Here is a 22,370-nt window from a genome sequence, read left to right on the forward strand (position 1 = left end):
GTATCAAAGCGTCGTTCCGCCTGCGCCGGGCATGGCGCGAAATAGTGAAGCGCCGGAAACATCGCGCAATATCTGGATCAGCATTTGCAGCGATCCCGAACTGACCGTGTCCGTCCGCATTGTCAGGCCCACCGGGCCAACAGTTTCGCTGGTATCGATCGGCAACATGACCAGCTTGCCTTCTGCCACATCGCGCGCGACAACACCTTCGGAAATGATCCAGATCGCGTCGCTGTCGCGAACAAAAGCGCGCCCGAAAGCATCCGATACGGTTTCAACCTGAATGGGCAGCGCGCCGATGCCGTTGGCGATCAGCAGCCGTTCCACAAAGGGGCGGATGATCGAATTTTGCGTCGGCATCAGCACTGGATAATCCGCCAGATGATCGAAGACCGGTCGCCCGTCAGTGAGCGGATGCCCTGCCCGGACCAGAAACCGCACCTGCTCGGAATAAAGATGTTCGAAGGAAAAGCCGGTCATCTTTTCTGGCGCGGCCAGACGCCCGACAACAAGATCGAGATCGCCAACGCGCAATTGCTCCAGCAGAACCGCGTTCTCGCCCGTAACGATCTTCACACGACTGCCCGCCTTTTCCGCCAGAAACAGGCTCATGGCCTTGGGCATGATACGGGTGGAAACTGTCGGCAAGGCACCGATACGGATCGGCGGGCCGGAACCGTCCAGCTCATGCGAGACGGAATCGAGCCCCTGCCGCAAGGCCGTCAACGCCGTCCCTGCATGGCGCAAAAACACCTCGCCGAAGCGTGTGAGGCGGATACCACGACCGTCACGCTCCAGAACCGGAACACCCAGCACATCCTCCAGCTCGCGGATTGTCTTGGTGACGGCGGGCTGGCTGATATTCAAAATCTCAGACGCCTTGACCACGCTCTTCTGCCGCGCCACTTCAACGAAGGTGTGCAGATGGCGAAACTTGATCCTGTTCCCGATCACGTGATTAGATAACCTATAAGTTATGATTTCGACTGATAATATCATTTTACTTAACCAATTGGAAAGCGCAACAGTGCTGCTCAAGAGGAGAAAGCCGTGCAATTCGCCAATGTAAATGACGTCGTCCTTCACTATGCTTTGCAGTGGAGCGGGGATGAAAAGCCTGTTCTGGTTTTCATCAATTCGCTGGGAACCGACTTGCGCATCTGGGATGATGTTCGGGCAAGGCTCGGCAACGATATCCCGACGCTGGTTTACGACAAGCGCGGACACGGCCTTTCCGATACCGGTAGCACCCCTTACACAATCGCGCTTCTGGCGCAGGACCTGATCGCGCTTCTCGAAAAGCTGTCGATCCGCCGCGTGGTTCTGTGCGGCCTTTCGGTTGGCGGTCTGATTGCGCAGGGCGTTTATGCCGCCCGACCCGATCTCGTCGCGGGCATGATCCTGTCCAACACTGCCCACAAGATCGGCACTGCGGACATGTGGAACGCCCGCATCGACGCTATTTTGCAGAACGGTCTGGCTAGCATTCTGGACGGCACCATGCCGCGCTGGTTCACCGACGATTTCCGCAAGCCGGACAATGATGCCTTCCGCGCTTATTGCAACATGTTCGTCCGTCAGCCGCTTGATGGCTATGCGGCCACCTGCGCGGCCTTGCGTGATGCCGATTTCACGGAAGCGGCGAAGGCGATTTCCGTGCCTGTGCTTTGTGTCGTCGGCGATCAGGATGGCGCAACGCCGCCTGCACTCGTCAAGGAACTGGCAGGCCTCGTGCCCGGTGCGACTTTCGCTGAAATTGCGCAGAGTGGCCACATACCCTGCGTGGAACAACCGGACGCCTATGTCTCGCTGTTGCGCGATTTTCTTTCAACCCGCCTTTCAAATTAAGCTTCCAGGGAGAATAACCATGGGTGACACTGCCGAGCGCTCCGAGCGTTACAAGCTTGGAATGAGCGTCCGTCGCTCGGTTCTTGGCGATGCGCATGTGGACCGGGCATCGAATGGTGCGACGGGTCTTGATGCGCCGTTCCAGGAGCTTATTACCGAAACGGCATGGGGAACGGTCTGGTCGCGTCCGCAATGGACCAAGCGCGAACGTTCCATGGTAACGATTGCGCTTCTGGCCGCACTTGGCCAGGACGATGAAGTTGCAATGCATATCCGCGCCACGAAGAATACCGGCGCGACCAAGGAAGACATCTGCGAAGCTCTGCTGCATGTTGCGATTTATGCGGGCGTGCCTGCATCGAACCACGCGTTCAAGATCGCCAAACAGACCTACGCACAGATGGAAGCGGAGGAAGCTGAGAAATGAAAAACACACCGCCGGAAACGAGCCCCTTTTTCGCTCGCGATCTGACCATGCATCCACCGGCCTATACGCCGTGGTACAAGACATCCGTTCTGCGTTCGCCCACCCGCGCGCTGCTGTCGCTGGAAGGCACCAAGAGCGAGATCACCGGCCCGGTTTTCGGGCATGGGATGCTGAACGAACTCGATAACGACCTGATCCGCAATTATGCACGCCCCGGCGAAATGCCGGTCGGCCCGCGCATTCTGGTGCATGGTCGCGTGCTTGATGAAAGCAATCGCCCGGTGCCGGGTGCGCTGCTCGAATTCTGGCAGGCCAATGCCGGCGGTCGCTACCGCCACAAGAAAGAAACCTATCTCGCTGCAATCGATCCGAATTTCGGCGGTGTTGGCCGCACCATCACCGACGAGAACGGCTATTACTGGCTCAAGACGATCCAGCCCGGCGCCTATCCCTGGCCGAATGGTGTCAATGACTGGCGCCCGGCCCATATCCATTTCTCGATCTTCGGGCATGGCTTCGCACAGCGTCTGATTACCCAGATGTATTTCGAAGGCGACCCTCTGATCTGGCGCTGCCCGATCGTGAAGACGGTTCCCGACCGAGGCGCGGTTGAACGCCTCATCGCGCCGCTCGACATGAATGCGAGCCTGCCGATGGACATGCTGGCCTACAAATTTGACATTGTGTTGCGCGGACGCCGCTCGACCTTCTTTGAAAACCGTCCGGAGGGCAACTGATATGGTACAGCCACTGGGTTATCTCAAGGAAAGCGCATCGCAGACCGCAGGTCCTTACGTCCATATCGGACTGACGCCGAATTTCGTCGGGATCAATGGCGTCTTCGCGGAAGATCTCGGATCGACCCCGCTAACCAACGACAAGACGCTGGGCGAGCGTGTAACCATCAAAGGTCGCGTTCTGGACGGCATAGGCGCGCCGCTGCGCGATGCGCTGTTGGAAATCTGGCAGGCCGACGCCGCCGGGCTTTATAACAGCCCTTCGGAAACCGGCGGCAAAGCCGATCCCAATTTCCGGGGATGGGGCCGCTGTCCAACCCATATGGAAACCGGCGAATTCACCTTCGATACGATCAAGCCCGGTCGTGTTCCTTTCCGGGACGGACGCCTGATGGCTCCGCATATCACGTTCTGGATCGTCGCACGCGGCATCAATCTCGGCTTGCACACACGGATGTATTTCTCCGACGAAGCCGACGCCAATGCGGAAGATCCGGTCCTCGCACGGGTCGAGCACCGCCCACGCGTCCAGACCTTGATCGGCCAGCGTGAAGGTGACATCTATACTTTCGACATCCACTTGCAGGGCGAAAAAGAAACAGTCTTTTTCGATATTTGACGCATGAGCATTTCGGTATTCGAACATCCGTTTCTGGCGGGACTTTTTGGCGATGACGAAGAGATTTTAAGTCTCTTCACCGCGGCCGCGGATATTGCCGGAATGGTCCGCTTCGAAGTGGCCCTGTCGGATGCCCAGGCTTCGCTGGGGATCATCCCTGTCGAGGCCGCCAATGCGATCAGGCTTGCAGCCGAGACTTTTGAACCAGACCTGTCCGTTCTTGAAAGCGGAACCGCGCGGGATGGCGTGATCATCCCGGCACTCGTCAAGGAACTGCGTCAGGCGACCGGTCCGGAATTTGCCGCACAACTCCACTTCGGCGCGACCAGCCAGGACGTCATCGATACGAGCCTGATGCTTCGGCTACAGGAAGTAAACGCCATTTTACTCTGTCGGCTGCGACACCTGACCGCCCGTTTCCAGTGGCTTGACGAGACCTTCGGCAAGAATGGCCTCACCGCCTATACCCGCATGCAGGCTGCCATTCCGATCACGGTTTCCGACCGAATCGCAAGCTGGCAGGGTCCGCTGGGCGATTATGAGCAGAAGCTTGCCGCCCTCGCCCTCCCGCTGCAATTCGGGGGAGCTGCCGGAACGCTGGAAAAATTTGGCAACAAAGGCCCTGCGCTGCGCGCGCTTCTGGCGCAAAAGCTTGACCTGCATGACCGCCCGCAATGGCAAAGCCAGCGCGCATTCATTGCCGAGTTTGGCAGCCTTCTGTCGCTGATCACCGGGACGCTCGGCAAATTCGGGCAGGACATCGCGCTGATGGCAGAGCTTGGCACAGAGCTTTCCCTGTCGGGCGGCGGGGCCTCATCCGCCATGCCGCACAAGCAAAACCCGGTCGGGGCCGAAGTGCTGGTCGCCCTTGCCCGTTTCAACGCGGTGCAAATTTCCGGCCTCCACCAGTCCATGGTGCATGAGCAGGAACGCTCAGGCGCGGCATGGATGCTGGAATGGATGATCCTGCCGCAGATCGTGACTGCTACCGGCAGCGCGCTCAATCTGGCCTCTTCACTCGTGGACAAGATCGTTCGTATCGGCACCGCGTAAACCGCTCCCTTCATCGCATCAAATATTGGCCTGACCGCCGCCTGAATACGGAACCATTTGTGTTTTCAGGCGTTTAGATGCGTTGTTCCATACGGAGGGTTGCACATGAACATCTTGAAAAAGGCATGCGCGGGGACCTTGGCGCTGGTCTTTGGTATCACATCCATTGTTCCGAGCATGGCTGCGCCGATGAACCTCGAGCGTCCTGCTCTCAATCAGAATGTCGAACAGGTTCGCGATGATCGCCGTCCGCCGCGGGGTCATCATGCCCAGCGTCACAGACGTCCGCCGAGCAATGCGCACAGGCCAGGTCGCCCGCCGCATCACGCCAACAGGCCGGGCCGTCCGCCACACAGCAGTCACCGGCCTTCGAACCGTCCCGGCTACTGGCACGGTCATCATGGCTCGCGCTACTATCGTAATGGTTATCGCCGCCACAGCGACGGCTGGTGGTATCCTCTGGCAGCCTTCACCGCAGGTGCGATTGTCGGCGGTGCTCTGAACCAGCCCCGAGTTGTGCACAGCAACAACCACGTGCGGTGGTGCCAAAACCGTTATCGTACCTATCGCGTTTCGGATAACACCTTCCAGCCGAACAGCGGCCCACGCAGACAGTGCGTATCGCCCTATCGGTAAGCGAACGATCAACGAACAGAAAGCGCCCTGCGGGGCGCTTTTTTATTGCCTGTCGATATGCTGAAGGCGTTGTGGCAACAGTGATCGCAAAGCAACCTGTCGGCACATCTTTCTTCTGGACGCTGTGTTCAAACAGGAATAAGCAATCTCGACGTCCGTCCTGCCCACAATTGAGAATTTCTACAATTCGATTGCTTTGCGACATGACAGACGGTTTTGGAACATGCGTAGCAGAAAAAATGTGCTGAATTCGCTCTGCAACGCCGGTTCATCTTTCGCATGTCGGACCTCATCGCGTGCCCGCAGCATCCATCATGCAGGCGGCTTTAGGCGTTCGACACAAGACCGAGTTTGACCCCGAGTTTGACATGTCGCAGACGACCGCCCCAGAGAGCCCCGTAACGAGCCCAACCCCTTCCAACGCCCAATCCTTTGGTCAGCGCTGGGCCATGCCAATTCTGGTGGCGGGTGGTTTTGCCATCGCCAGCTCGCCGATTTTCGTTCGCCTCTCCGAAGTTGGGCCGCTTGCCACCGGATTCTGGCGCGTGGCGCTGGCGGTCATCCCGCTCATGCTGATGAGCGGACGTGAGCGCGGTGACATCAAGGATAATGCCCGCCTCACCCTCACGGACTGTCTGCTGCTTGCTGTGCCTGGCCTGTTCATCGCTGCCGATCTCGGCGCGTGGCATTTGTCGCTGCATTACACATCGGTCGCCAATGCGACGCTTCTCGCCAATATGGCCCCGATCTTCGTAACGCTTGCGGCATGGCTGCTCTATAAGGCACATGTCAGCCAGTCTTTCATCATCGGGCTGGTTGTTGCCGTCCTCGGTGTGGTCGTGCTGAAGGGCGGCCCCGGCGAACTTCTGCATTCGCAATCGTCCGGCGATGCGCTCGCGCTGCTCGCGGCTGTCTTCTATGCCGGATATATTCTGTCGGTCGGTCGCCTGCGCAACCGGTTTTCGACCATGCGCATCATGCTCTGGAGCAGCGCCATTGCAGCGATCGTGTCGCTGCCGGTCGCCTATTTTGCGGAAGGGCAGATCATGCCCACCACGCTCTATGGCTGGCTCGTTCTGGCGGGGCTTGCATGGCTCACCCATGCCGCTGGGCAAAGCATGATCGCCTATGCGCTGGCGTTTCTGCCCGCGTCCTTCTCGTCACTCACCTTGCTGCTACAGCCGGTTGTGGCGGCATTCCTCGCCTGGACCATACTGTCCGAGCCGCTCGGCATGATGCAGGGGCTTGGCGGCGCGATTGTCATTGCCGGTATTCTGATCGCCCGCAGGGGATAAAAAAAGCCCCGCATGAGCGGGGCTTTTCCATATCCAGGCTACCGATTTACTCGGCAAGCCATTCCTTGATGCGGTCCGGATGGTCGGCGATATATTTATCGACGGCCTTCTCGTAAGACGTCTGCTGTGCGTCGAACATTGCCGATTCAAGTTCGTTGATCGGAATGTCGATCTTGGTCAGCAGCGATGCGACCTTCGGGTTCTCTTCCTTGAAACCCTTGCGGACGATAGCGTCCACATGCTCTGCACCGCCCAGCGCGCCTTCAGGATCGGCGATATAGCGCAGCTTGTACTTGCCGAACATCCAGTGCGGGCTCCACGACGTTGCCACGAACCAGCCGTCCGAACGGGTTGCGCGATCAACCGTCGTCAACATGGCCGCTTCACTCGAAATGTTGAGCTTGTAATCGAGCCCGTATTTCTTGATCGCTTCCTGCGACAGACGTGTCAGACCGGCGCCCGGATCGATGCCCTGAATTTCGCCTTTCAGCTTTTCCTTCACCTCCGGCTTCTTCAGATCGGCAATAGAGCTGATCTCGCTTTCCGGGATGTAATCGGGAACGATCCAGCCAAGCTTTGCGCCTTCATAGAGCGGTCCGAGATTTTCGACCTTGCCCTCGATGCGCTTGTAATAATCAGCGTGGGTTTCCGGCAACCAGGCCATTAGCATGGCATCGATATCGCCACGGCTCACGCCCTGATAAAGCGGTGCAACATCGGTCTGCACCAGCTCGACCTTCTGGCCGAGATTGTCTTCGATCAGCTTCTTGGTCAGCTTGGTGACGAACTCGGCATCGGACCACGGGGCCCAGCCGATCTTTACCGTCTTACCGTCCTGCGCAAAGGCCGCGCCCATTGTCATGGTACCCGCCACCACTGCAGCCAGACCGAAACCTGCAAGTTTCTTCAACATGCCTACTCCTTTTCGATTGGATTCAGTTCCCGTTTTATTATTCTTTGGAGCGCATTTTTGCCCGAAAACCGGTTCCCACTTTTCGGAATGCGCTGCCGTTATTTTATTGTTCTGTTTCATGCTTCCTGCTTGCGAAAGGATGAGGCAGACTGTGTGTCTGCCGCCTTTCTCATTGATGCCAGCCTCTTGAAGAAGCCGGTGCCATTTCCCTTGCCGAAGCTCTGGGTGATGCGGTCGAGAATGACCGCCAGAATGACCACGGCCAGACCGCCTTCGAAACCAAGGCCCACATTGAGGCGCTGGATACCGGTCAGGACCGTATTGCCAAGACCACCTGCGCCGATCATCGACGCGATGACCACCATCGACAGGGACAGCATGATTGTCTGGTTCACACCGGCCATGATCGACGGCATGGCGTTCGGCAGCTGCACCTTGAACAGGAGCTGTCGCGACGTGCAGCCGAAGGCCAGACCCGCTTCAACAAATTCCGCGTGAACCTGACGAATGCCAAGATTGGTCAGGCGCACCACTGGCGGCATGGCAAAGATCACCGTTGCAATCGTGCCGGGCACGGCGCCAAGGCCGAAGAACATCGCCGCCGGGATAAGATAGACAAAGGCTGGCATCGTCTGCATCAGGTCGAGCACCGGGCGCACAATCGACGCCACCATGTCGCTGCGCGCCATAGCGATACCCAGCGGGATGCCGATGACCATCGCGATGACGGTCGATGCCAGCACCAGCGACAGGCTTTCCATTGTGCCACTCCACAATTCCATGTGGATGATGAGCGCCAATGCGAGAATAGTGAAGATCGCGAACTTCCAGCCGACGCGCCACAGCGCGAGCAAGGTGAGGATGGCCACACCGGCGACAGGTGGAATTGCGATGAGAGCGTTTTGAATACCATCGGTCACAAAACCAATGGCCGCTGCGATTATGTCGAGTGCAGGCGTGAAATGGTCGAGAATGTAATTGACCACCACATCAGCCGCACCACCAACACTGAAATTCAAATCCATGTTTTACCGTCCATTTCCGTATTTCTGGACTGGGTGAGAAGCATTTCCAGCAAAAGCGGGAACCGGTCTGACTGGAAATGCATCACACAAAGCGTGCGAGAAACGATTGGAGCGGGCAATCAGCCCGCACGACCCAAAGTTTCAAGCAATGCCGACTTGCTGATAGCGCCAACATACCGGTTCTGCCGGTCGGTGACGGGCATCGGCCAGGGGCTGGTTGCAACCTGCGTCAACAGACCCGACAATGGTGCTTCCGCCTCGATGGCGGCCACGTCGTCAAGTCGCGTTCCGGCTTCGGCGACAGCGCCTTTGGCGAGCGCATCTCGGCTGACAAGGCCACGATAGGTGCGGTCGGCATCAACCAGCACGCCAAACAGCTTGCCGCTGGCGTCAAAACGCTCCAGCGCAGTTGCTAGCTGGTCCGGTTCGAACACGATCAGTTCATCCTCGCGGGCGACGTCAGCGGCCTTGAAGACACGCGACACATCCACATTGCGGAAGAAGGACCGGACATAATCGTTGGCAGGCTCCGAGACGATCTCGTTCGGTGTGCCGACCTGTACGACCTTGCCGTGCTGCATGATGCAGATACGGTCGCCAATGCGCATCGCTTCATCAAGGTCATGGCTGACGAAGATGATGGTGCGGCTGTGCTGGGCCTGAAGACGCTTCAACTCGTCCTGCATTTCCGTGCGGATCAACGGATCGAGCGCAGAAAACGCTTCATCCATCAGCAGAATGGTCGGTTCGCTGGCCAAGGCCCGCGCCAGACCGACGCGCTGCTTCATGCCGCCGGAAAGCTGGTCCGGCATGCTGTTGGCATAAGGTTCAAGACCAACGGCTGCGAGCGCGCTCAGCGCCTTTGCGTGACGCTCGGCTTCGCCCATTCCGGCCACTTCAAGGCCGAAGGCGGCGTTGTTCAGCACCGAACGGTTGGGCAACAGCGCGAATGACTGGAAAACCATGCTCATGTCGCGGCGGCGAAGGTCGATCAGCTCGCGCTTCGTCATTTTGACGATATCGCGGCCTTCCACTTCGATGGAACCGGCGGTCGGTTCGATGAGACGATTGAGCAGGCGCAGGAGAGTCGACTTGCCCGAGCCGGACAGACCCATGATGACGAATACTTCGCCTTCATAAATATCGAAACTAGCATCGTCGACGCCGATAGTGGCCCCGAGATCGCTGTAAATCTGCGCTTTTGACTTGCCTGCGCGCAATGCTTCCATTGCACGCTCCGGGTCGTCGCCGAAGACTTTAAACACGCCATTCAAGCTTATCTTTGTCTTAGCCGGCGACTTCATACTTTCATCCTTGTATAAAATACCATGCATTAAGTTTAACCCCGCTGTGCTGGCGGACTTAATCTCCTTTTCAAGATTGATAAAACTTCATTCCAGCGCAAATTGCGCACACACGATCTGCGTTCCGCGAACGGAACGCATGGAATGATTAGCGAAAGATTGCCTGATTCTATATAGGTCATTTCCCGACATGTCCACCCACAGCCGTGAATTCATCCAAGCGCACCCATCCCCTTTAGTGATTTCTTGAAAGGTTGCGCGACGAAATATGCAGGCTGGCCGGGGCATTTTTTAAGTAGGTCGAAGTCGGCCAGCATGAGGACAATAGTAGTCCTCCGCCACTCAATTGCACGAACGGCGTGCGACAAATATGCCGTCAGCTGCGACATCAGCCCGATGACTATAGATTGAAGACGAAATAGCTATAATTAGAGAAAAACAGTGTGATTATACTTCTGATCGACATGTATTCGTCTATACATGAAAATGGGCGCAAACCTGCCTCTTTTGCGCCCAAAAACACCTGAATCCGCTATTTTTAGCGATATCTCATATACCCGACGAAGCCGGTAATTTTCCAACGCGCGCCATCGCGACGGCAGAAATAAAGCGTCTGCCAGTTGAGGCGATCAACCGAGCCATCTTTTTTCGCGATGGTGCCGTAAAATTTCTTCCGCGCAACTGCGACATCGCCCGTAGTGTCGATAACGCTGAGATCGGTCGCGCGGAAAATGCCGTCTGAGAGAGATTCGGCAAATTCCGTCGCAGCGCTTTCCGCCGCCTGCCGAAGCCACTCCTCTCGATAGGCCGCCAATGTCGGAAATCCGGCATTCCATTTATCGGGATCGGCTTCATGATGCGCGTGAATGCCGAGAAAGCGCATTTCATCGAAATCGTCGGCCACCAATGCCCAGTCCTGATTGACGAAAGCCTCGATGTCACGCCGCACCAGCATGTCCCAGATCTGTGCGCGATCCTGATCGCCTTCGAACGGATTGATCGTTCCCGTCATCTTCATCCCCTTGCTTGTCGCAACGCTCTCTATGCCGCGACTATGTGCATTACAATAATCTCAGTCGCCCAGCGGCAGACGCGGATCGTCGATTTTAAGCGTATTCAGGCTGTGTTTGATCCGGCGCAGGTTTTCCAGCACTTTCGGCCCGCGCGCCTCGGCCGTCGCTGTGGCGATCATGTCGAGAATGGCGAGCAGCGCAAAGCGTGACGAGGTCGGCTTGTAGATATTCCCGTCCTCATCCGCCTGAAACGGAATGATCCTGTCCGCCGCCCGCGCAAGATCGGAATCAGCCGCTGTAATGGCAATCGTCACCGCCCCATATTGCTTTGCCACCAGCACCGCCTCAACCACGGAGCGCGCAAAGCCCGAAACGGAAAAGGCGATCACCGTCGTTTCAGGCGTGGTGACCGCGGCATACATGGGCTGCAACTGGCCATCCACCTGTGCGCTGACCGGAATGCCAAGACGAAACAGCCGGTTCTGCATTTCAGTCGCCAGCATGGAGGAGATACCGCCCGATCCCAGACACAGAACAGGGCCGCCAACGGCCAATCGCTCGGCTGTTTTCATGACCACGGCCATATCCAGCCCATCGCTGGCGCGCTGGATCGCGGCAATCGCCGCATCCGTCACCGCTGTGGCGATGCGGTTCTCGCCTATCTCGCGAGCGGGAGGTTCGGCTGTCAGATACTGGCCGCCAATGGCCAGCGCCTGCGCCAGAAAAAACTTGAACTCACGCACCCCATTGCAACCGAGCGCACGACAAAAGCGCGTCACTGTCGGTTCACTCACGCTAGCCCGCGCGGCAATGTCGGAGATCGCGGCTTTTGACGCATAATCCGGATCGGCCAGCACCAGCGCGGCCAGTTTCCGGTCGGATTTTGACCCGTCCTGCGCCACGACATGCAGCCGCGTTATGATGTCGGCAACCTTGCTCATGGCAATCAGCGCGGCAAGCCGCTGCCCTTTCCCATCGGTCTAGTTCCCTCCGAGAATATCGTCGATGAAAGGCCTGCTGCCAGCGGTCAACCCGGCGTCGACCGGCAGGATCGCGCCTGTAATCCCCGATGCGCGATCAGAGGCCAGAAAGGCGACCGCCTCCGCCACCTCACGCGTATCAACGATACGCCCCAGCGGATAAAGGCGCTTCAAGCGCTCCAGCACGGCAGGGTTCTGCGCAATGCGATGATCCCAGGCCGGAGTGCGGATCGATCCCGGACACACGACATTGGCGCGCACGCCCTTTTGTCCAAATTCGACAGCAATGGCCTTGGCGAAAGCGTTGATCCCGGCCTTTGCGGCGGCATAGGCCGGGTTGCCGAAATGCAGGACGGCATTGACGGAAGAGATAAACACGAAGACACCCCGCCCCCGTGCGGCCATAGCTTGCGCCATGACGTTGGAAAAGCCAGCCACGGCGGTGAGATTGAGGTCGATTTCCGCTTCGATCTTGCTCTGGACAAGACCGTCGAATGTTTCCGCGCGTGTCCAGCCCGCATTATTGATGACGATATCCGGCAGACCGTCCGCAGCAATGATTTTCTCTGCCGCCGGTTCAAGCGCGCTGCGGTCCAGCAGATCAAAGGCGTGGCGGCTATGAAGCTCTTCTGCCGTCAAATGGTCCAGCGCTGTATCGCAGCCGATGACGCGCGCGCCCTGCGCTGCAAACAGCTTCACAAGCGCACTGCCAACACCGCCGCCCGCACCGGTGATCAGAACCGATTTTCCCGCAAATTCGCCCGCATGCGTCATGCCATTCCCCGTCGTGATGACGGCTTTTAACTGGTTTGCCGCCTTGTTGTTTGCAGCAGCGTAAGAGCCGGAATGTAAGTTTGCAACAGAGATTTTTGCTCGCAAGAACCGATAATGTAATAAAATGACAGAGCAGCCATCAGCGTGTCGGCACGGATTGATGCTAAGCGCCAAACAAAAAAGGGGAGCCAAACCGGCTCCCCTTTTCTCGATAACGCGGCTTATTAAGCCCGCTCGATCACGATTTTCAGCACATTGCGGTCGCCGTCCCAATAGGGGAGCGCCTGTTCGGCTTCGTCGAATGGAAACACTTTCGAGATGAGCTTGTCGGCATCGGTGCCAAGCTTTTCCAGATGTGCGACAACGGCCTCGAAATCGGTCAGCGTCGCATTGCGCGACCCCATAATGTCCAGTTCCTTCAGGTTGAAGAACTGGGTCTGGTAGGTCACTGGCGATTTCGAATAGCCGACATAAACCACACGTCCCGCGAAGCAGGCAAGGTCAACCGCCTGCGTGAAGGTGATTGGCAAGCCAACCGCTTCGAAAGCGACATCCACGCCGTCGTCTCCGGTCAGTTCCATCACCTTTTGCACGACATCTTCGCCACTCGCCAGAACATGCGTTGCGCCGAATTGCAGCGCCAGCTCGCGCTTTTCGGCGCTCGGATCGATGGCGATAACCTTGGCGCCACGCGCTACCGCGCCAATCAGCACACCCATGCCGATCATGCCGCAGCCAAGCACAGCCACCGTATCACCCGCCTCGACGCGACCGCGCGCCACGGCATGAAAGCCCACCGACAGCGGCTCGACCAGCGCCAGATGGCGTGGCTCGAGCGTATCGTTCAGGATCAGCTTTTCGGCAGGCAGCACGATCTGGTCGGCCAGACCGCCATTCTGCTGCACGCCGAGCGTCTTGTTATAGCGACAGGCATTGAGCCGCCCCTTGCGGCAGGACGAGCACTCGCCGCAATTGGTATAGGGCAGCACGATGACCCGCTTGCCCGCAGCATAAGCCGCATCGACGCCCGCACCGGCCTCGATGATTTCGCCGCCGATTTCATGCCCCGGAATACGCGGCAGCTGCACCAGCGGATTGAGACCCTTGAAGGTGTTCAGATCGCTGCCGCACAGGCCGACATGGCGCACCTTGACGCGCACATGACCGGGCAGCAGCGGCGCTTCATCGATCTCGGCGAAGCGGGTTACGTTTTCACTCTCGATACGCAGAGCTTTGACCATCGGATATTCCTGTCGATTACATATTGAAAGATGTAGATCAGGTGACGGCGCCGACCTGCCATGGCACGAATTCATTGTCGCCATAGTCGTAGATTTCGCTCAGCGTCTTTTCACCGGAGGCGGCCGCGATAATATATTCGAAGATGCGCGTGCCGGACTCTTCAATGGTTTCCGCACCGGTGACGATGCCGCCGCAATTGATATCCATGTCTTCCTTCATGTGCTCGTACATTTCGGAATTCGTGGCGATCTTGATGCAAGGCGAAGGCTTGAAGCCGGAAACCGAACCACGGCCCGTTGTGAAGCAGATGACATTGCAGCCGCCCGCCACCTGACCGGTCACGGCCACAGGATCATAGCCCGGCGTATCCATGAAGACGAAGCCCGGCTCGGTGACGGTTTCGGCAAATTCATAGACGGCCTTGAGCGGCATGGAGCCGCCCTTGGCAACCGCACCGAGCGACTTTTCCAGAATGGTGGTCAGGCCGCCAAGCTTGTTGCCATGCGATGGATTGTTGTTGAGTTCATCGCCGTTGCGTGCGGTATAATCGCGCCACCAGTCAATGCGCTGCAACAGCTTTTCGGCCACTGCTGGCGTCACGGCGCGGCGCGTCAGCAAATGTTCTGCGCCATAGATTTCCGGCGTTTCCGCCAGAACGGTCGTGCCGCCATTGCGCACGATAAGGTCTGACGCATAGCCCAGCGCCGGATTGGCCGAAATGCCGGAATAGCCGTCCGAGCCGCCGCATTCCAGCGCCACTTTCAGCTTCGACAGCGGCTGCTTGGTGCGCACCGCAGAATTGACCAGCGGCAGCATTTCCTTGATCTCGGAAATCGCATGATCGATGGTCTTGCGCGTGCCGCCATGCTGCTGGATCGTCATGGTGCGCAGGCGCGTGCCTTCTTCCATGCGGTAATGTTCGAGGATCGGCGCGATCTGGTTGGTTTCACAGCCAAGACCGATCAGCAGGATACCGCCGAAGTTCGGATGCTTGGCATAACCCTGAATGGTGCGGATCAACAGGCGATAGCCTTCCGACTTGGTGTTGATCGCGCAGCCACTGCCGTGCGTCAGCGCGACGACGCCATCGACATTGTCGAAACCATCAAGACCGCCCATGCGGTTGAAATAGTCGGCGATATAACGCGACACGGTGGCCGAGCAGTTCACCGACGAGATGACGCCGATGTAATTGCGTGTGCCGACACCGCCAGCACCGCGATCAAAGCCCATGAAATGGCGGCGTTCGGCTTCCGGCAGCATGCCGCGTTCTTCGATATCGATGGAGAACTGGTGCTCGTGCTCGGAAGGCAGCATGGCGAGGTTTTGCAGATGCACATGCTCGCCAGCCTCGATGTCCTTGGTGGCGACGCCGATGACCTGTCCGTATTTCAGAACTTCCTTGCCTTCTGGAATGGCGCGAATGGCAACCTTGTGGCCACGACCGATCAGCTCGCGGGCATTGATGCCTTCCAGCCCGATGGGGTCGCCAGCGCGAACGGAAATGCGCGCAACCGCGACGTCGTCGGATGGATGCAGCAGGATGACCGGCGTTGCAGCCGGGGAAACGGAAATATTCATGTGTCTGACCTCACTCCCAATTCATGTCGCCGCGAATGACCTGTCACGCGGCTCGTTATCCATCCAACGCTGTTTGGATTGCTCCAAATGCGTTCGCATGGCTGCCTGCGCCTGAAGCGGATCCCTCGCCTCCAGCGCCGCATAGATGATTTCGTGTTCTGCCAAAGCCAGTACCCACGTATCGTTATTCTCAAACCGCGTCCTGATCTGCGACGTCAGCGGGCTGTGCCGCTCGTCGAAGAGGTCGCGGATGATCCGCACCACCACCGAATTGCCCGCCTGTTCGGCCAGCAACAGGTGAAACTGCCGGTCAAGCTCCATCGCCCGGCGGTCGACATGCACATTGGCCCGCATCTCGTCGAGCGTTGCGCGCAATGCGGCAAGCGGCTCCGGCGTCATGCGCGCACAGGCCATCACCACCACGCTGCCTTCAATCAGCTCGCGTGCCTGCATGATTTCCAGCGGGCTTTCGCCAATGGAAACACCTTGCGTAACAACACGCTTTTCCGGATCGGCATTGACATAGATGCCGGAACCCATCCGGATTTCGACATTGCCGGCAATCTCGAGAGCGATCAGCGCCTCACGCAGCGACGGGCGCGACACGCCGAGTTGCTGGGCAAGCTCGCGCTCAGCCGGAAGCCTGCTTCCCGCCGGAAACTGTCCGTCCTGAATCAGATTTCTGACCCGGTCGGCAATCTGCTGGTAAAGCCTGCGAGGTTCCGCTGTGGCCGCAAAGTCGCTCATCATCACTCCCAAATTGGCCTTACCATAATTCCAGCCAACGGGAAGCGCAATATGCCTGAATCGGTGCGAAAATGCGGCAAATCGCGCAGCGCTCCAGAAAAGTTCAGCTCTATTTCTGCGGCTTGAGCCTATTGGCTTGACCAATTTAGCGCGGATCGCGTAGCACTACGGTTACAAATTCGGGAGCAAGCCATGCAAAACAAGCCAGCGATTCTTCAATTCGGCACCAGCCGTTTTCTGCTCGCCCATGCCGATTTCTTCGTCGCCGAAGCGCTGGCGACAGGTGATGCAATCGGCACGATTGCTGTGGTGCAGACAACGTCCAATCCGCAGAGCGCGCAACGCATCGCCGCGCTGAATGAAGGCAAGACCTATCCCGTGGTGATCCGCGGTCTGGTCGATGGCAAGCCGTCGGAAACGGAGCACAACGCCAAGGGCGTGACCGCCGCTTATTCCGCACATACCGACTGGGCCGAGATTCTTGATCTCGGCGCGACTGTCCAGGTGATCCTCTCGAACACCGGCGACAAGGGCTATGAGCTGGACGCGAGCGACGACGCTTCACTGCTCGCCAATCCACAGACCCTGCCGAAGAGCTTTCCCGCAAAGCTGCTCGTGCTACTGCACCATCGCTGGCAGAACAACCCGGACGCGCCGCTCTCGATTTTCCCCTGCGAGCTGATTTCCCGCAACGGCGACAAACTGCGCACCATCCTGACCGGGCTGGCGCAGGAATGGAAGCTGCCGAACGGTTTTGTCGAATGGCTGGAAACGCGCTGCATCTTTGCCAATAGTCTGGTGGACCGCATTGTGTCCGAAGCGATTGAGCCGGTCGGCACCATTGCCGAACCCTATGCGATCTGGGCTATCGAACAGGCGCAGGGCCTGACGCTGCCATGCCGCCACAAGGACATTGTCGTCACCGACGATCTGGCGCGCTATGAGCGGCTGAAGCTTTATCTGCTCAATCTCGGCCATAGCTTCATTGCCGAACGGTGGCTGAAGGACAATCGCCCCAAAGACGAAATCGTGCTGGAAGCCATGCATGATGAAACCATCCGCAGCGAGCTGGAAGCCCTGTGGCGCGAAGAAGTGCTGCCGGTATTCGCAGCCGATGGACTTGGCGATGCGGCGGAAGCTTATGTGGTTTCCGTTCGCGAGCGTTTTCTCAACCCGTTCCTGAAGCACCGCATTGCCGACATTGCTTCCAATCACGAGGAAAAGAAGCAGCGCCGCTTTGCTCCGATCATTGCCCGCGCGGAAGAATTGGGGCTCGGACTGGAGCAGCGCCGCTTGAAAGCCGCTTTAAACTAGCACTACAGTTGCAAATTCGTCAGGCCGCGGCGAAACGAGTGATTTTTGAGCACCGGAGCGGAGCGTACTTAAGGGTACGTGAGCACCGGAGCGCAGGAAATTGCTCGTTGCAGACCGGCATCACGAAGAATGCAACTGTAGTGCTAAGCTGTACGCAGTTGCAGCACCGGCGCTTCATGCACATGCCCCGGTGCGCAATAGCGGATATGACAACCGCTGGCACCCATATGCTCGACCTCCACATCGACACCAAACACGGAACGGATACGCTCCGCCGTTAACACGTCTCGCGGTGCGCCGAGCGCCACCAACCGTCCCTTGTCCATCACCGCAATGCGGTCGCAGAACATGGCGGCATGGTTGAGATCGTGCAGCGCTGCCACCACGGTCAGCCCGTTGGTCTGGCTTTGCCGACGGACGAGATCGAGAAGCCCGATCTGGTGCCCAATATCGAGGTGATTGGTCGGCTCGTCCAGCAGCAAGATGCGCGGCTGCTGCGCCAGAGCGCGAGCAATATGCAGGCGCTGGCGTTCCCCGCCCGACAGCGTATGCCAGTTGCGTTTGGCCAGATGCGTCATATCCACATGCGCCAGCGCATGATCGACGATGGCGTCATCTTCAGCAGACCACGGCGAAAGTGCGCCGAGATAGGGCGTGCGGCCAAGCTCCACCGCCTGTCGCGCCGTGATGCGCTCGGTCGTTTCCGCCTGTTGCTCGACCAGCGCCAACATGCGCGCAATCTCGCGGCGGTTGAAACGCTCAATCGGCGCTTCACCGAGTTGCACCGCACCGCTACGCGGACGCTTCAGCCCCGAAAGCAGTGACAGAAGTGTCGTCTTGCCGGAGCCGTTCGGTCCGATAATGCCGAGAAACTCGCCTTCAATCACCTCAAGCGAGACGCCGCTCAGGATTTCCGCGCCGCCCGCCATCCAGGAAACATTTTGCGCCGACAGCATCATGCGCGCGCCCTCCTCTGTCCGAGCAGCAGCGCAAAGGCCGGAGCGCCAACCAGCGCTGTCACAACCCCGATGGGCAGCACCTGTCCCGGCACGATAATGCGCGACACGATATCGGCGGCGATCATGAAAATTGCGCCGATCAACGCACTGACCGGCAATAGTGCGCCATGTCGCACGCCGACAATCATCCGCGCCGCGTGGGGAATGACAAGGCCGATAAAGCCGATGGACCCGACGATGGAGACCATCACCGCCGTCATCATGGCGCTAGCGCCAATCAGCACCGCATAGACGCGCCGCACCGGAATGCCGAGCGAAGCGGCGGATTCTGCGCCAAAGGTGAAAGCATCGAGCGCGCGGGCATGCCAGAGGCAGATGATCAGGCCGATCAGGCAGGCAGGCAGCGCCAGCGTCACATCGGGCCAGCGCACGCCGGAAAGATTGCCGAGCAGCCAGAACATGATGCCCCGCGCCTGTTCGGCATTGGCGGCCTTTGTCACGATGAACGAGGTCAGCGCGTTGAAAAGCTGCGAGCCGGCTATACCAGCCAGAATGATGGCGCTGTTGCCGCGCCCGGCTTTCAGCGCCAGCAGTGAAACCAGAACGAAGGCGAGTATCGCCCCGATGAATGCGCCCAGCGAAAGCGTGAGAACGCCAGCGCCAATGCCAAGAATGGCAACGCTGACAGCCCCGGTCGATGCCCCGGCGGAAATGCCCAGAATATACGGATCGGCAAGCGAATTGCGCAGCAGCGATTGCAGCACAACGCCGGAAAGCGCCAGCGCCGCGCCGCAGCATGCCGCCACCACGGCGCGGCTGAGACGATAGCTCCACACGATCCCCTCATCGATGGGATCGAGCACATAGCCTGCATGCCACAGCCGGTTGGCGACGGTCTTCGCCACCACATCCAGCGGTATGGCGGTTTCACCAATCGCCGCGCCCAGCCACAGGGCGGCAAGCAACAGAATGAGCGCCAGAACCCCGGCGCTCACCTTGTTGCTGAAAGGAAGCCTTCCTATGGCCACCAATGCCGTCATTTGTTGAGGTCCGAGGCAGCGATGGCCGCCGCCAGCGTTTCAATGCCTTCAATCACCCGCAATGACGTGCTCATTGACTGCGCATCCATGTCGAAGACATGACCGCCCTTTACGGCAGGCATCAGGCTCGTCACCGGATCGCTTTCGAGGAACTTGTGCTTCACGGCAATATCGTCCGCCGGATAGCGGCGGCGATCCAGCTTGGCAGCAACGATCATCGACGGGTTGGACTTTGCAATCGTCTCCCAGCCGACCGTCGGCCACTCTTCTTCGCTGTCGACCACATTCTTGATGCCAAGCGCTGACAGAATATAGGCCGGAGCGCCGAACTTTCCGGCGATATAGGGGTCGGCGTCGATCTGCGTGCTGGAGAACCAGACAGCCGCCGACAGCTTGCCGCCGCTGGCGCCAATCTTGCTGCGCGCCGCTTCTTCACGCCCTTTCAGTTCGGCAATGAGCTTTTCACCACGATCCTGCACATTGAAGATCGCGGCCAGCTCACCGATTTCCTGATAGACGACATCCATCGTGAAGGCTGCCGTGCGCACGCCATCGCCACCGCCGGAATTATCCTTGCCGACGCAATCCGAAGGCGACGTATAGGCTGGTATGCCCAGTTCCTCGAACTGTTCCGGCTTGGCGACGATGCCGTTCGGTCCGACATGCCACTGGAAATCCGCCGTCACGATATCAGGTTTCTGCGCCAGAACGCTTTCAAAGCTCGGATCGTTATCGGCCAGCCGCTTGACCTTGGCATTGACCTCTTCAAAGCCCTTGAGCACCGGGCCAAACCACACTGCCGTGCCGACCACCTTATCGCCGAGACCGAGGCTGTACAGAATTTCCGTGCTGCTTTGGCCAACAGCCACCGCGCGCGTCGGGGCCTGTTTGAAAGTAACGTCGCGTCCGCAGTTCTTCAGCGTCAGCGGATATTGCGTTTCTGCAGCCTGAAGTGCCGGCACGCCTGCGAACAATGAAAGAGCGCATAGCGCTGCGCGGAACGACGTCTTGCCGTGGAATGTCATGAGAATCCCCGAAATAATGAAAGATGTGGCCACGTCAGCGGGCGGCAGCGATAAGGCACCGTGAGCAAACGGAGATATCCGGGGATATGAATGACGATGTAAAAAGGCGCTTTGCAGCGCGATGTGCTGTCATAACCTGCTCCTGCTCCGGGCATCCCCGCCCGTGACAATGGATGATGGTGGGCTCAAGGCCCTATGACGGCAGGTCTCCTGGCTTGCGGATAGTCGCTTCCATCTGCCTTCCCGCGCCTTTCGTGCTTCGCACGATCAAGCTCAGTGGCATGACGCCTGTTGGCGTCACGAGGATGGACAGCAATCCGCTTACAGTTGCGGGGGCAGCCACGGTCTTGGTCCCTTTTCGGGTCGTCCTCACCGTGTTCCCTATTAATCCCCTTCACTCTCGGTCGGGGAACCGTCGTAACACTATTACGTTCCGATGCCGGACCGGTCAAGTGTTTCCATCCTGATCGAACAGGTTTCGACACACATAAAGCCATGGTTAACAAAGCGTTAATATCACATTGATTTTATTTAATGTTTCAAAATGCTGCCATTCATCTTCCGTTCACTCGTCTCCCAATATTGTCCACCCCACAGCAAAGGAGAACATGATGTTCAAAAAAGTCATTCTTGCAGCCGTAGCCCTTTCCTTCATCGGCGCGCCGCTGGCAGCACAGGCGCAGGATTATCAGCGCAAGCCGGGTCCGCACCGCATGGAGCAGAAGCCACGCCCGTCGCATGGCAAGGAATTCGGCCGCAATGATCGTCGTGATCATGGCCGTCAGCATTGGTCCAAGGGCCAGCGTTACAATGACTGGCGTCGTCATCCGGAAGTGCGCGACTACAATCGCTACGGCCTCCGCCGTCCGGGTCCGGGCCAGCGCTGGGTGAAAGTCGACAACCAGTTCCTGCTTGTCACCACCGCAACCGGTATCATTGCAGGCATTCTCGCTGGCCGTTAAGCCCAGCCAGATTTGACCTCCAGTATTTACAAACAAAGGCCAGAGCTCAGCTCTGGCCTTTGTTGTTTTCCTGGAAAACTGCAACCGGAATTGGCTTACCAAACGTACATACGCCGATAAAACTCACTCGTGGCGGTCGGGTAAAGCGGCCTATCGATTGCGGGCTTTCATCAATATCCATATAAGAATGACCATCACAACAAGCCCGATGGCAAGGCCGACAAGCCCGCCATAAACAGCATCGGTGCTGCCGCCGATCAATGCACCAATGCCAGCCCCCAAAATCAGCAGGATAAGCGGCGGCATGCATCCGATCATTGCGAGGTCCTTGAATATAGCCTTCAAAGCCGAGAATGTAGCCAAGTTTGCCGCAAGCGACAACGGCGTCACGGCGAGATTGTCCAATCCCGCAGTAAACTCAATGTGTTAGTGAAATGGCCTGAGAGAGAAATGGTACGGTCGGTTGGAGTTGAACCAACGACCTCAGGAGCCACAATCCTGCGCTCTAACCAACTGAGCTACGACCGCGTACCTTTGCCGGATCAAGCGCCTCAGCGCCGCCGACAGGGGGTCACATACGGAGAATCGATCCATATTGCAAGCGATTATAGCGCTCTTTTTTCAGAAATTCCCAATTGTCTGATTCAATGTCGAATTCCACCCATATTCTACAGAGACTGGTAACCATTGCAGGTGGCTGGCTGTGAACAACCGAAATATCGGGCACAACCTGTAAAATTGCCATTCCGGCATTAACTAATGAAATAGAAAATCGGGCTCATACCGTATGGAAATATGGACCCGCGGCCTCAGTGAGCTTATTAACAGGCGGTTAATGGCTACGACGGGGCGGTCGAAAGAACAGATAAGGACCGG

At 58.2% G+C, this 22,370-nt stretch carries 23 protein-coding genes, 1 tRNA gene and 1 riboswitch; of the genes, 9 read left to right on the forward strand and 15 right to left on the reverse strand.

Annotated elements, in window-relative coordinates:
* Positions 1-3: 3 nt before the first annotated feature.
* Positions 4-954 (reverse strand): pca operon transcription factor PcaQ, encoded by a 951-nt coding sequence (pcaQ, locus tag QBD01_RS13195; RefSeq protein ID WP_182520756.1) that lies wholly within the window; start codon positions 952-954, stop codon positions 4-6.
* A gap of 96 nt (positions 955-1,050) precedes the next feature.
* Between pcaQ and pcaD the strand changes: the two genes are divergently transcribed.
* From pcaD to QBD01_RS13230, 7 genes are all read left to right on the forward strand, one after another.
* Positions 1,051-1,848, forward strand: a complete 798-nt coding sequence (gene pcaD, locus QBD01_RS13200; RefSeq protein WP_280993178.1) for a 3-oxoadipate enol-lactonase — start codon at positions 1,051-1,053, stop codon at positions 1,846-1,848.
* Between the two features lie 19 nt (positions 1,849-1,867).
* Positions 1,868-2,275, forward strand: a complete 408-nt coding sequence (gene pcaC / locus QBD01_RS13205; RefSeq protein WP_113533406.1) for a 4-carboxymuconolactone decarboxylase — start codon at positions 1,868-1,870, stop codon at positions 2,273-2,275.
* Positions 2,272-3,012, forward strand: coding sequence for a protocatechuate 3,4-dioxygenase subunit beta (gene pcaH / locus QBD01_RS13210; RefSeq protein WP_280993179.1), 741 nt, complete (start codon positions 2,272-2,274; stop codon positions 3,010-3,012). Before pcaC ends, pcaH begins: the two co-directional genes overlap by 4 nt.
* A 1-nt stretch (position 3,013) precedes the next feature.
* Positions 3,014-3,631, forward strand: a complete 618-nt coding sequence (gene pcaG / locus QBD01_RS13215) for a protocatechuate 3,4-dioxygenase subunit alpha (protein WP_280993180.1) — start codon at positions 3,014-3,016, stop codon at positions 3,629-3,631.
* Positions 3,632-3,634: 3 nt separating this feature from the next.
* Complete coding sequence (locus tag QBD01_RS13220; RefSeq protein ID WP_280993181.1) at positions 3,635-4,684, forward strand: 3-carboxy-cis,cis-muconate cycloisomerase; 1,050 nt, start codon at positions 3,635-3,637, stop codon at positions 4,682-4,684.
* 105 nt (positions 4,685-4,789) lie between these two features.
* A complete protein-coding gene (locus QBD01_RS13225; RefSeq protein WP_280993182.1) occupies positions 4,790-5,320 on the forward strand; it encodes a BA14K family protein in 531 nt (176 codons plus the stop codon).
* Between the two features lie 368 nt (positions 5,321-5,688).
* A complete protein-coding gene (locus QBD01_RS13230; RefSeq protein WP_280993183.1) occupies positions 5,689-6,615 on the forward strand; it encodes a DMT family transporter in 927 nt (308 codons plus the stop codon).
* A gap of 46 nt (positions 6,616-6,661) precedes the next feature.
* Here the strand turns inward: QBD01_RS13230 and QBD01_RS13235 are convergent, their stop codons facing one another.
* The 9 genes from QBD01_RS13235 to QBD01_RS13275 form a co-directional block, all read right to left on the reverse strand.
* Positions 6,662-7,528 carry a glycine betaine ABC transporter substrate-binding protein gene (locus tag QBD01_RS13235; protein WP_182520762.1) on the reverse strand — a complete coding sequence of 289 codons (867 nt, stop codon included), beginning with the start codon at positions 7,526-7,528 and terminating at the stop codon, positions 6,662-6,664.
* A gap of 116 nt (positions 7,529-7,644) precedes the next feature.
* Entirely contained in the window at positions 7,645-8,553 is a 909-nt protein-coding gene (locus tag QBD01_RS13240) for a proline/glycine betaine ABC transporter permease (RefSeq protein ID WP_078336728.1), read from the reverse strand.
* Positions 8,554-8,672: 119 nt separating this feature from the next.
* On the reverse strand, positions 8,673-9,857 hold the full coding sequence (gene proV / locus QBD01_RS13245) for a glycine betaine/L-proline ABC transporter ATP-binding protein ProV (protein ID WP_182520763.1): 1,185 nt from the start codon (positions 9,855-9,857) through the stop codon (positions 8,673-8,675).
* Between the two features lie 538 nt (positions 9,858-10,395).
* Positions 10,396-10,869 carry a hypothetical protein gene (locus QBD01_RS13250; RefSeq protein WP_280993184.1) on the reverse strand — a complete coding sequence of 158 codons (474 nt, stop codon included), beginning with the start codon at positions 10,867-10,869 and terminating at the stop codon, positions 10,396-10,398.
* Between the two features lie 60 nt (positions 10,870-10,929).
* Positions 10,930-11,811: a MurR/RpiR family transcriptional regulator gene (locus QBD01_RS13255; RefSeq protein WP_280993185.1), complete on the reverse strand. Its 882-nt coding sequence runs from the start codon at positions 11,809-11,811 to the stop codon at positions 10,930-10,932.
* Positions 11,812-11,850: 39 nt separating this feature from the next.
* Positions 11,851-12,624: an SDR family oxidoreductase gene (locus QBD01_RS13260; RefSeq protein WP_280993186.1), complete on the reverse strand. Its 774-nt coding sequence runs from the start codon at positions 12,622-12,624 to the stop codon at positions 11,851-11,853.
* Positions 12,625-12,848: 224 nt separating this feature from the next.
* Positions 12,849-13,865 (reverse strand): zinc-binding alcohol dehydrogenase family protein, encoded by a 1,017-nt coding sequence (locus QBD01_RS13265; protein WP_280993187.1) that lies wholly within the window; start codon positions 13,863-13,865, stop codon positions 12,849-12,851.
* A 37-nt stretch (positions 13,866-13,902) separates the two neighbouring features.
* Positions 13,903-15,447 (reverse strand): altronate dehydratase family protein, encoded by a 1,545-nt coding sequence (locus tag QBD01_RS13270; protein ID WP_280993188.1) that lies wholly within the window; start codon positions 15,445-15,447, stop codon positions 13,903-13,905.
* 21 nt (positions 15,448-15,468) lie between these two features.
* The gene (locus QBD01_RS13275; protein WP_078336723.1) at positions 15,469-16,194 is read right to left on the reverse strand and encodes a FadR/GntR family transcriptional regulator; all 726 of its coding nucleotides are present in this window, start codon (positions 16,192-16,194) and stop codon (positions 15,469-15,471) included.
* Between the two features lie 192 nt (positions 16,195-16,386).
* Here QBD01_RS13275 and QBD01_RS13280 point away from each other — a divergent pair, with 192 nt between their 5' ends.
* Positions 16,387-17,508, forward strand: coding sequence for a mannitol dehydrogenase family protein (locus QBD01_RS13280; protein ID WP_280993189.1), 1,122 nt, complete (start codon positions 16,387-16,389; stop codon positions 17,506-17,508).
* A 143-nt stretch (positions 17,509-17,651) separates the two neighbouring features.
* Here the strand turns inward: QBD01_RS13280 and QBD01_RS13285 are convergent, their stop codons facing one another.
* From QBD01_RS13285 to QBD01_RS13295, 3 genes are read right to left on the reverse strand one after another with little or no spacing between them, the layout of a single operon-like run.
* On the reverse strand, positions 17,652-18,467 hold the full coding sequence (locus QBD01_RS13285) for an ABC transporter ATP-binding protein (RefSeq protein ID WP_280993190.1): 816 nt from the start codon (positions 18,465-18,467) through the stop codon (positions 17,652-17,654).
* Positions 18,464-19,507 (reverse strand): iron ABC transporter permease, encoded by a 1,044-nt coding sequence (locus tag QBD01_RS13290; RefSeq protein ID WP_151592055.1) that lies wholly within the window; start codon positions 19,505-19,507, stop codon positions 18,464-18,466. Before QBD01_RS13290 ends, QBD01_RS13285 begins: the two co-directional genes overlap by 4 nt.
* A complete protein-coding gene (locus tag QBD01_RS13295) occupies positions 19,504-20,532 on the reverse strand; it encodes an ABC transporter substrate-binding protein (RefSeq protein ID WP_182520773.1) in 1,029 nt (342 codons plus the stop codon). Before QBD01_RS13295 ends, QBD01_RS13290 begins: the two co-directional genes overlap by 4 nt.
* Before the next feature lie 182 nt (positions 20,533-20,714).
* Positions 20,715-20,964: riboswitch (cobalamin riboswitch) on the reverse strand.
* Positions 20,965-21,143: 179 nt separating this feature from the next.
* On the opposite strand from QBD01_RS13295, the gene QBD01_RS13300 reads away from it, so the two are divergent.
* Complete coding sequence (locus QBD01_RS13300; protein WP_182520857.1) at positions 21,144-21,494, forward strand: RcnB family protein; 351 nt, start codon at positions 21,144-21,146, stop codon at positions 21,492-21,494.
* 150 nt (positions 21,495-21,644) lie between these two features.
* Here the strand turns inward: QBD01_RS13300 and QBD01_RS13305 are convergent, their stop codons facing one another.
* Both QBD01_RS13305 and QBD01_RS13310 read right to left on the reverse strand, forming a co-directional pair.
* Positions 21,645-21,812 (reverse strand): hypothetical protein, encoded by a 168-nt coding sequence (locus tag QBD01_RS13305; protein ID WP_280993191.1) that lies wholly within the window; start codon positions 21,810-21,812, stop codon positions 21,645-21,647.
* A gap of 133 nt (positions 21,813-21,945) precedes the next feature.
* Positions 21,946-22,022, reverse strand: a tRNA-His gene (locus QBD01_RS13310).
* Positions 22,023-22,370 lie beyond the last annotated feature (348 nt).

The organism is Ochrobactrum sp. 19YEA23 (genome assembly GCF_029909865.1).
GTDB lineage: Bacteria > Pseudomonadota > Alphaproteobacteria > Rhizobiales > Rhizobiaceae > Brucella > Brucella gambitense.

What these genes read in the sequence shown, in the direction of transcription:
- QBD01_RS13305 (WP_280993191.1), bottom strand. Translation starts at nt 21,812, where the DNA reads ATGATCGGATGCATGCCGCCGCTTATCCTGCTGATTTTGGGGGCTGGC.
- QBD01_RS13260 (WP_280993186.1), bottom strand. Translation starts at nt 12,624, where the DNA reads ATGACGCATGCGGGCGAATTTGCGGGAAAATCGGTTCTGATCACCGGT.
- QBD01_RS13265 (WP_280993187.1), bottom strand. Translation starts at nt 13,865, where the DNA reads ATGGTCAAAGCTCTGCGTATCGAGAGTGAAAACGTAACCCGCTTCGCC.
- QBD01_RS13220 (WP_280993181.1), top strand. Translation starts at nt 3,635, where the DNA reads ATGAGCATTTCGGTATTCGAACATCCGTTTCTGGCGGGACTTTTTGGC.
- QBD01_RS13280 (WP_280993189.1), top strand. Translation starts at nt 16,387, where the DNA reads ATGCAAAACAAGCCAGCGATTCTTCAATTCGGCACCAGCCGTTTTCTG.
- pcaH (WP_280993179.1), top strand. Translation starts at nt 2,272, where the DNA reads ATGAAAAACACACCGCCGGAAACGAGCCCCTTTTTCGCTCGCGATCTG.
- QBD01_RS13255 (WP_280993185.1), bottom strand. Translation starts at nt 11,811, where the DNA reads ATGAGCAAGGTTGCCGACATCATAACGCGGCTGCATGTCGTGGCGCAG.
- QBD01_RS13250 (WP_280993184.1), bottom strand. Translation starts at nt 10,869, where the DNA reads ATGACGGGAACGATCAATCCGTTCGAAGGCGATCAGGATCGCGCACAG.
- QBD01_RS13235 (WP_182520762.1), bottom strand. Translation starts at nt 7,528, where the DNA reads ATGTTGAAGAAACTTGCAGGTTTCGGTCTGGCTGCAGTGGTGGCGGGT.
- QBD01_RS13225 (WP_280993182.1), top strand. Translation starts at nt 4,790, where the DNA reads ATGAACATCTTGAAAAAGGCATGCGCGGGGACCTTGGCGCTGGTCTTT.
- QBD01_RS13295 (WP_182520773.1), bottom strand. Translation starts at nt 20,532, where the DNA reads ATGACATTCCACGGCAAGACGTCGTTCCGCGCAGCGCTATGCGCTCTT.
- proV (WP_182520763.1), bottom strand. Translation starts at nt 9,857, where the DNA reads ATGAAGTCGCCGGCTAAGACAAAGATAAGCTTGAATGGCGTGTTTAAA.
- pcaC (WP_113533406.1), top strand. Translation starts at nt 1,868, where the DNA reads ATGGGTGACACTGCCGAGCGCTCCGAGCGTTACAAGCTTGGAATGAGC.
- QBD01_RS13285 (WP_280993190.1), bottom strand. Translation starts at nt 18,467, where the DNA reads ATGATGCTGTCGGCGCAAAATGTTTCCTGGATGGCGGGCGGCGCGGAA.
- QBD01_RS13230 (WP_280993183.1), top strand. Translation starts at nt 5,689, where the DNA reads ATGTCGCAGACGACCGCCCCAGAGAGCCCCGTAACGAGCCCAACCCCT.
- pcaG (WP_280993180.1), top strand. Translation starts at nt 3,014, where the DNA reads ATGGTACAGCCACTGGGTTATCTCAAGGAAAGCGCATCGCAGACCGCA.
- QBD01_RS13275 (WP_078336723.1), bottom strand. Translation starts at nt 16,194, where the DNA reads ATGAGCGACTTTGCGGCCACAGCGGAACCTCGCAGGCTTTACCAGCAG.
- QBD01_RS13270 (WP_280993188.1), bottom strand. Translation starts at nt 15,447, where the DNA reads ATGAATATTTCCGTTTCCCCGGCTGCAACGCCGGTCATCCTGCTGCAT.
- QBD01_RS13300 (WP_182520857.1), top strand. Translation starts at nt 21,144, where the DNA reads ATGTTCAAAAAAGTCATTCTTGCAGCCGTAGCCCTTTCCTTCATCGGC.
- QBD01_RS13240 (WP_078336728.1), bottom strand. Translation starts at nt 8,553, where the DNA reads ATGGATTTGAATTTCAGTGTTGGTGGTGCGGCTGATGTGGTGGTCAAT.
- QBD01_RS13290 (WP_151592055.1), bottom strand. Translation starts at nt 19,507, where the DNA reads ATGACGGCATTGGTGGCCATAGGAAGGCTTCCTTTCAGCAACAAGGTG.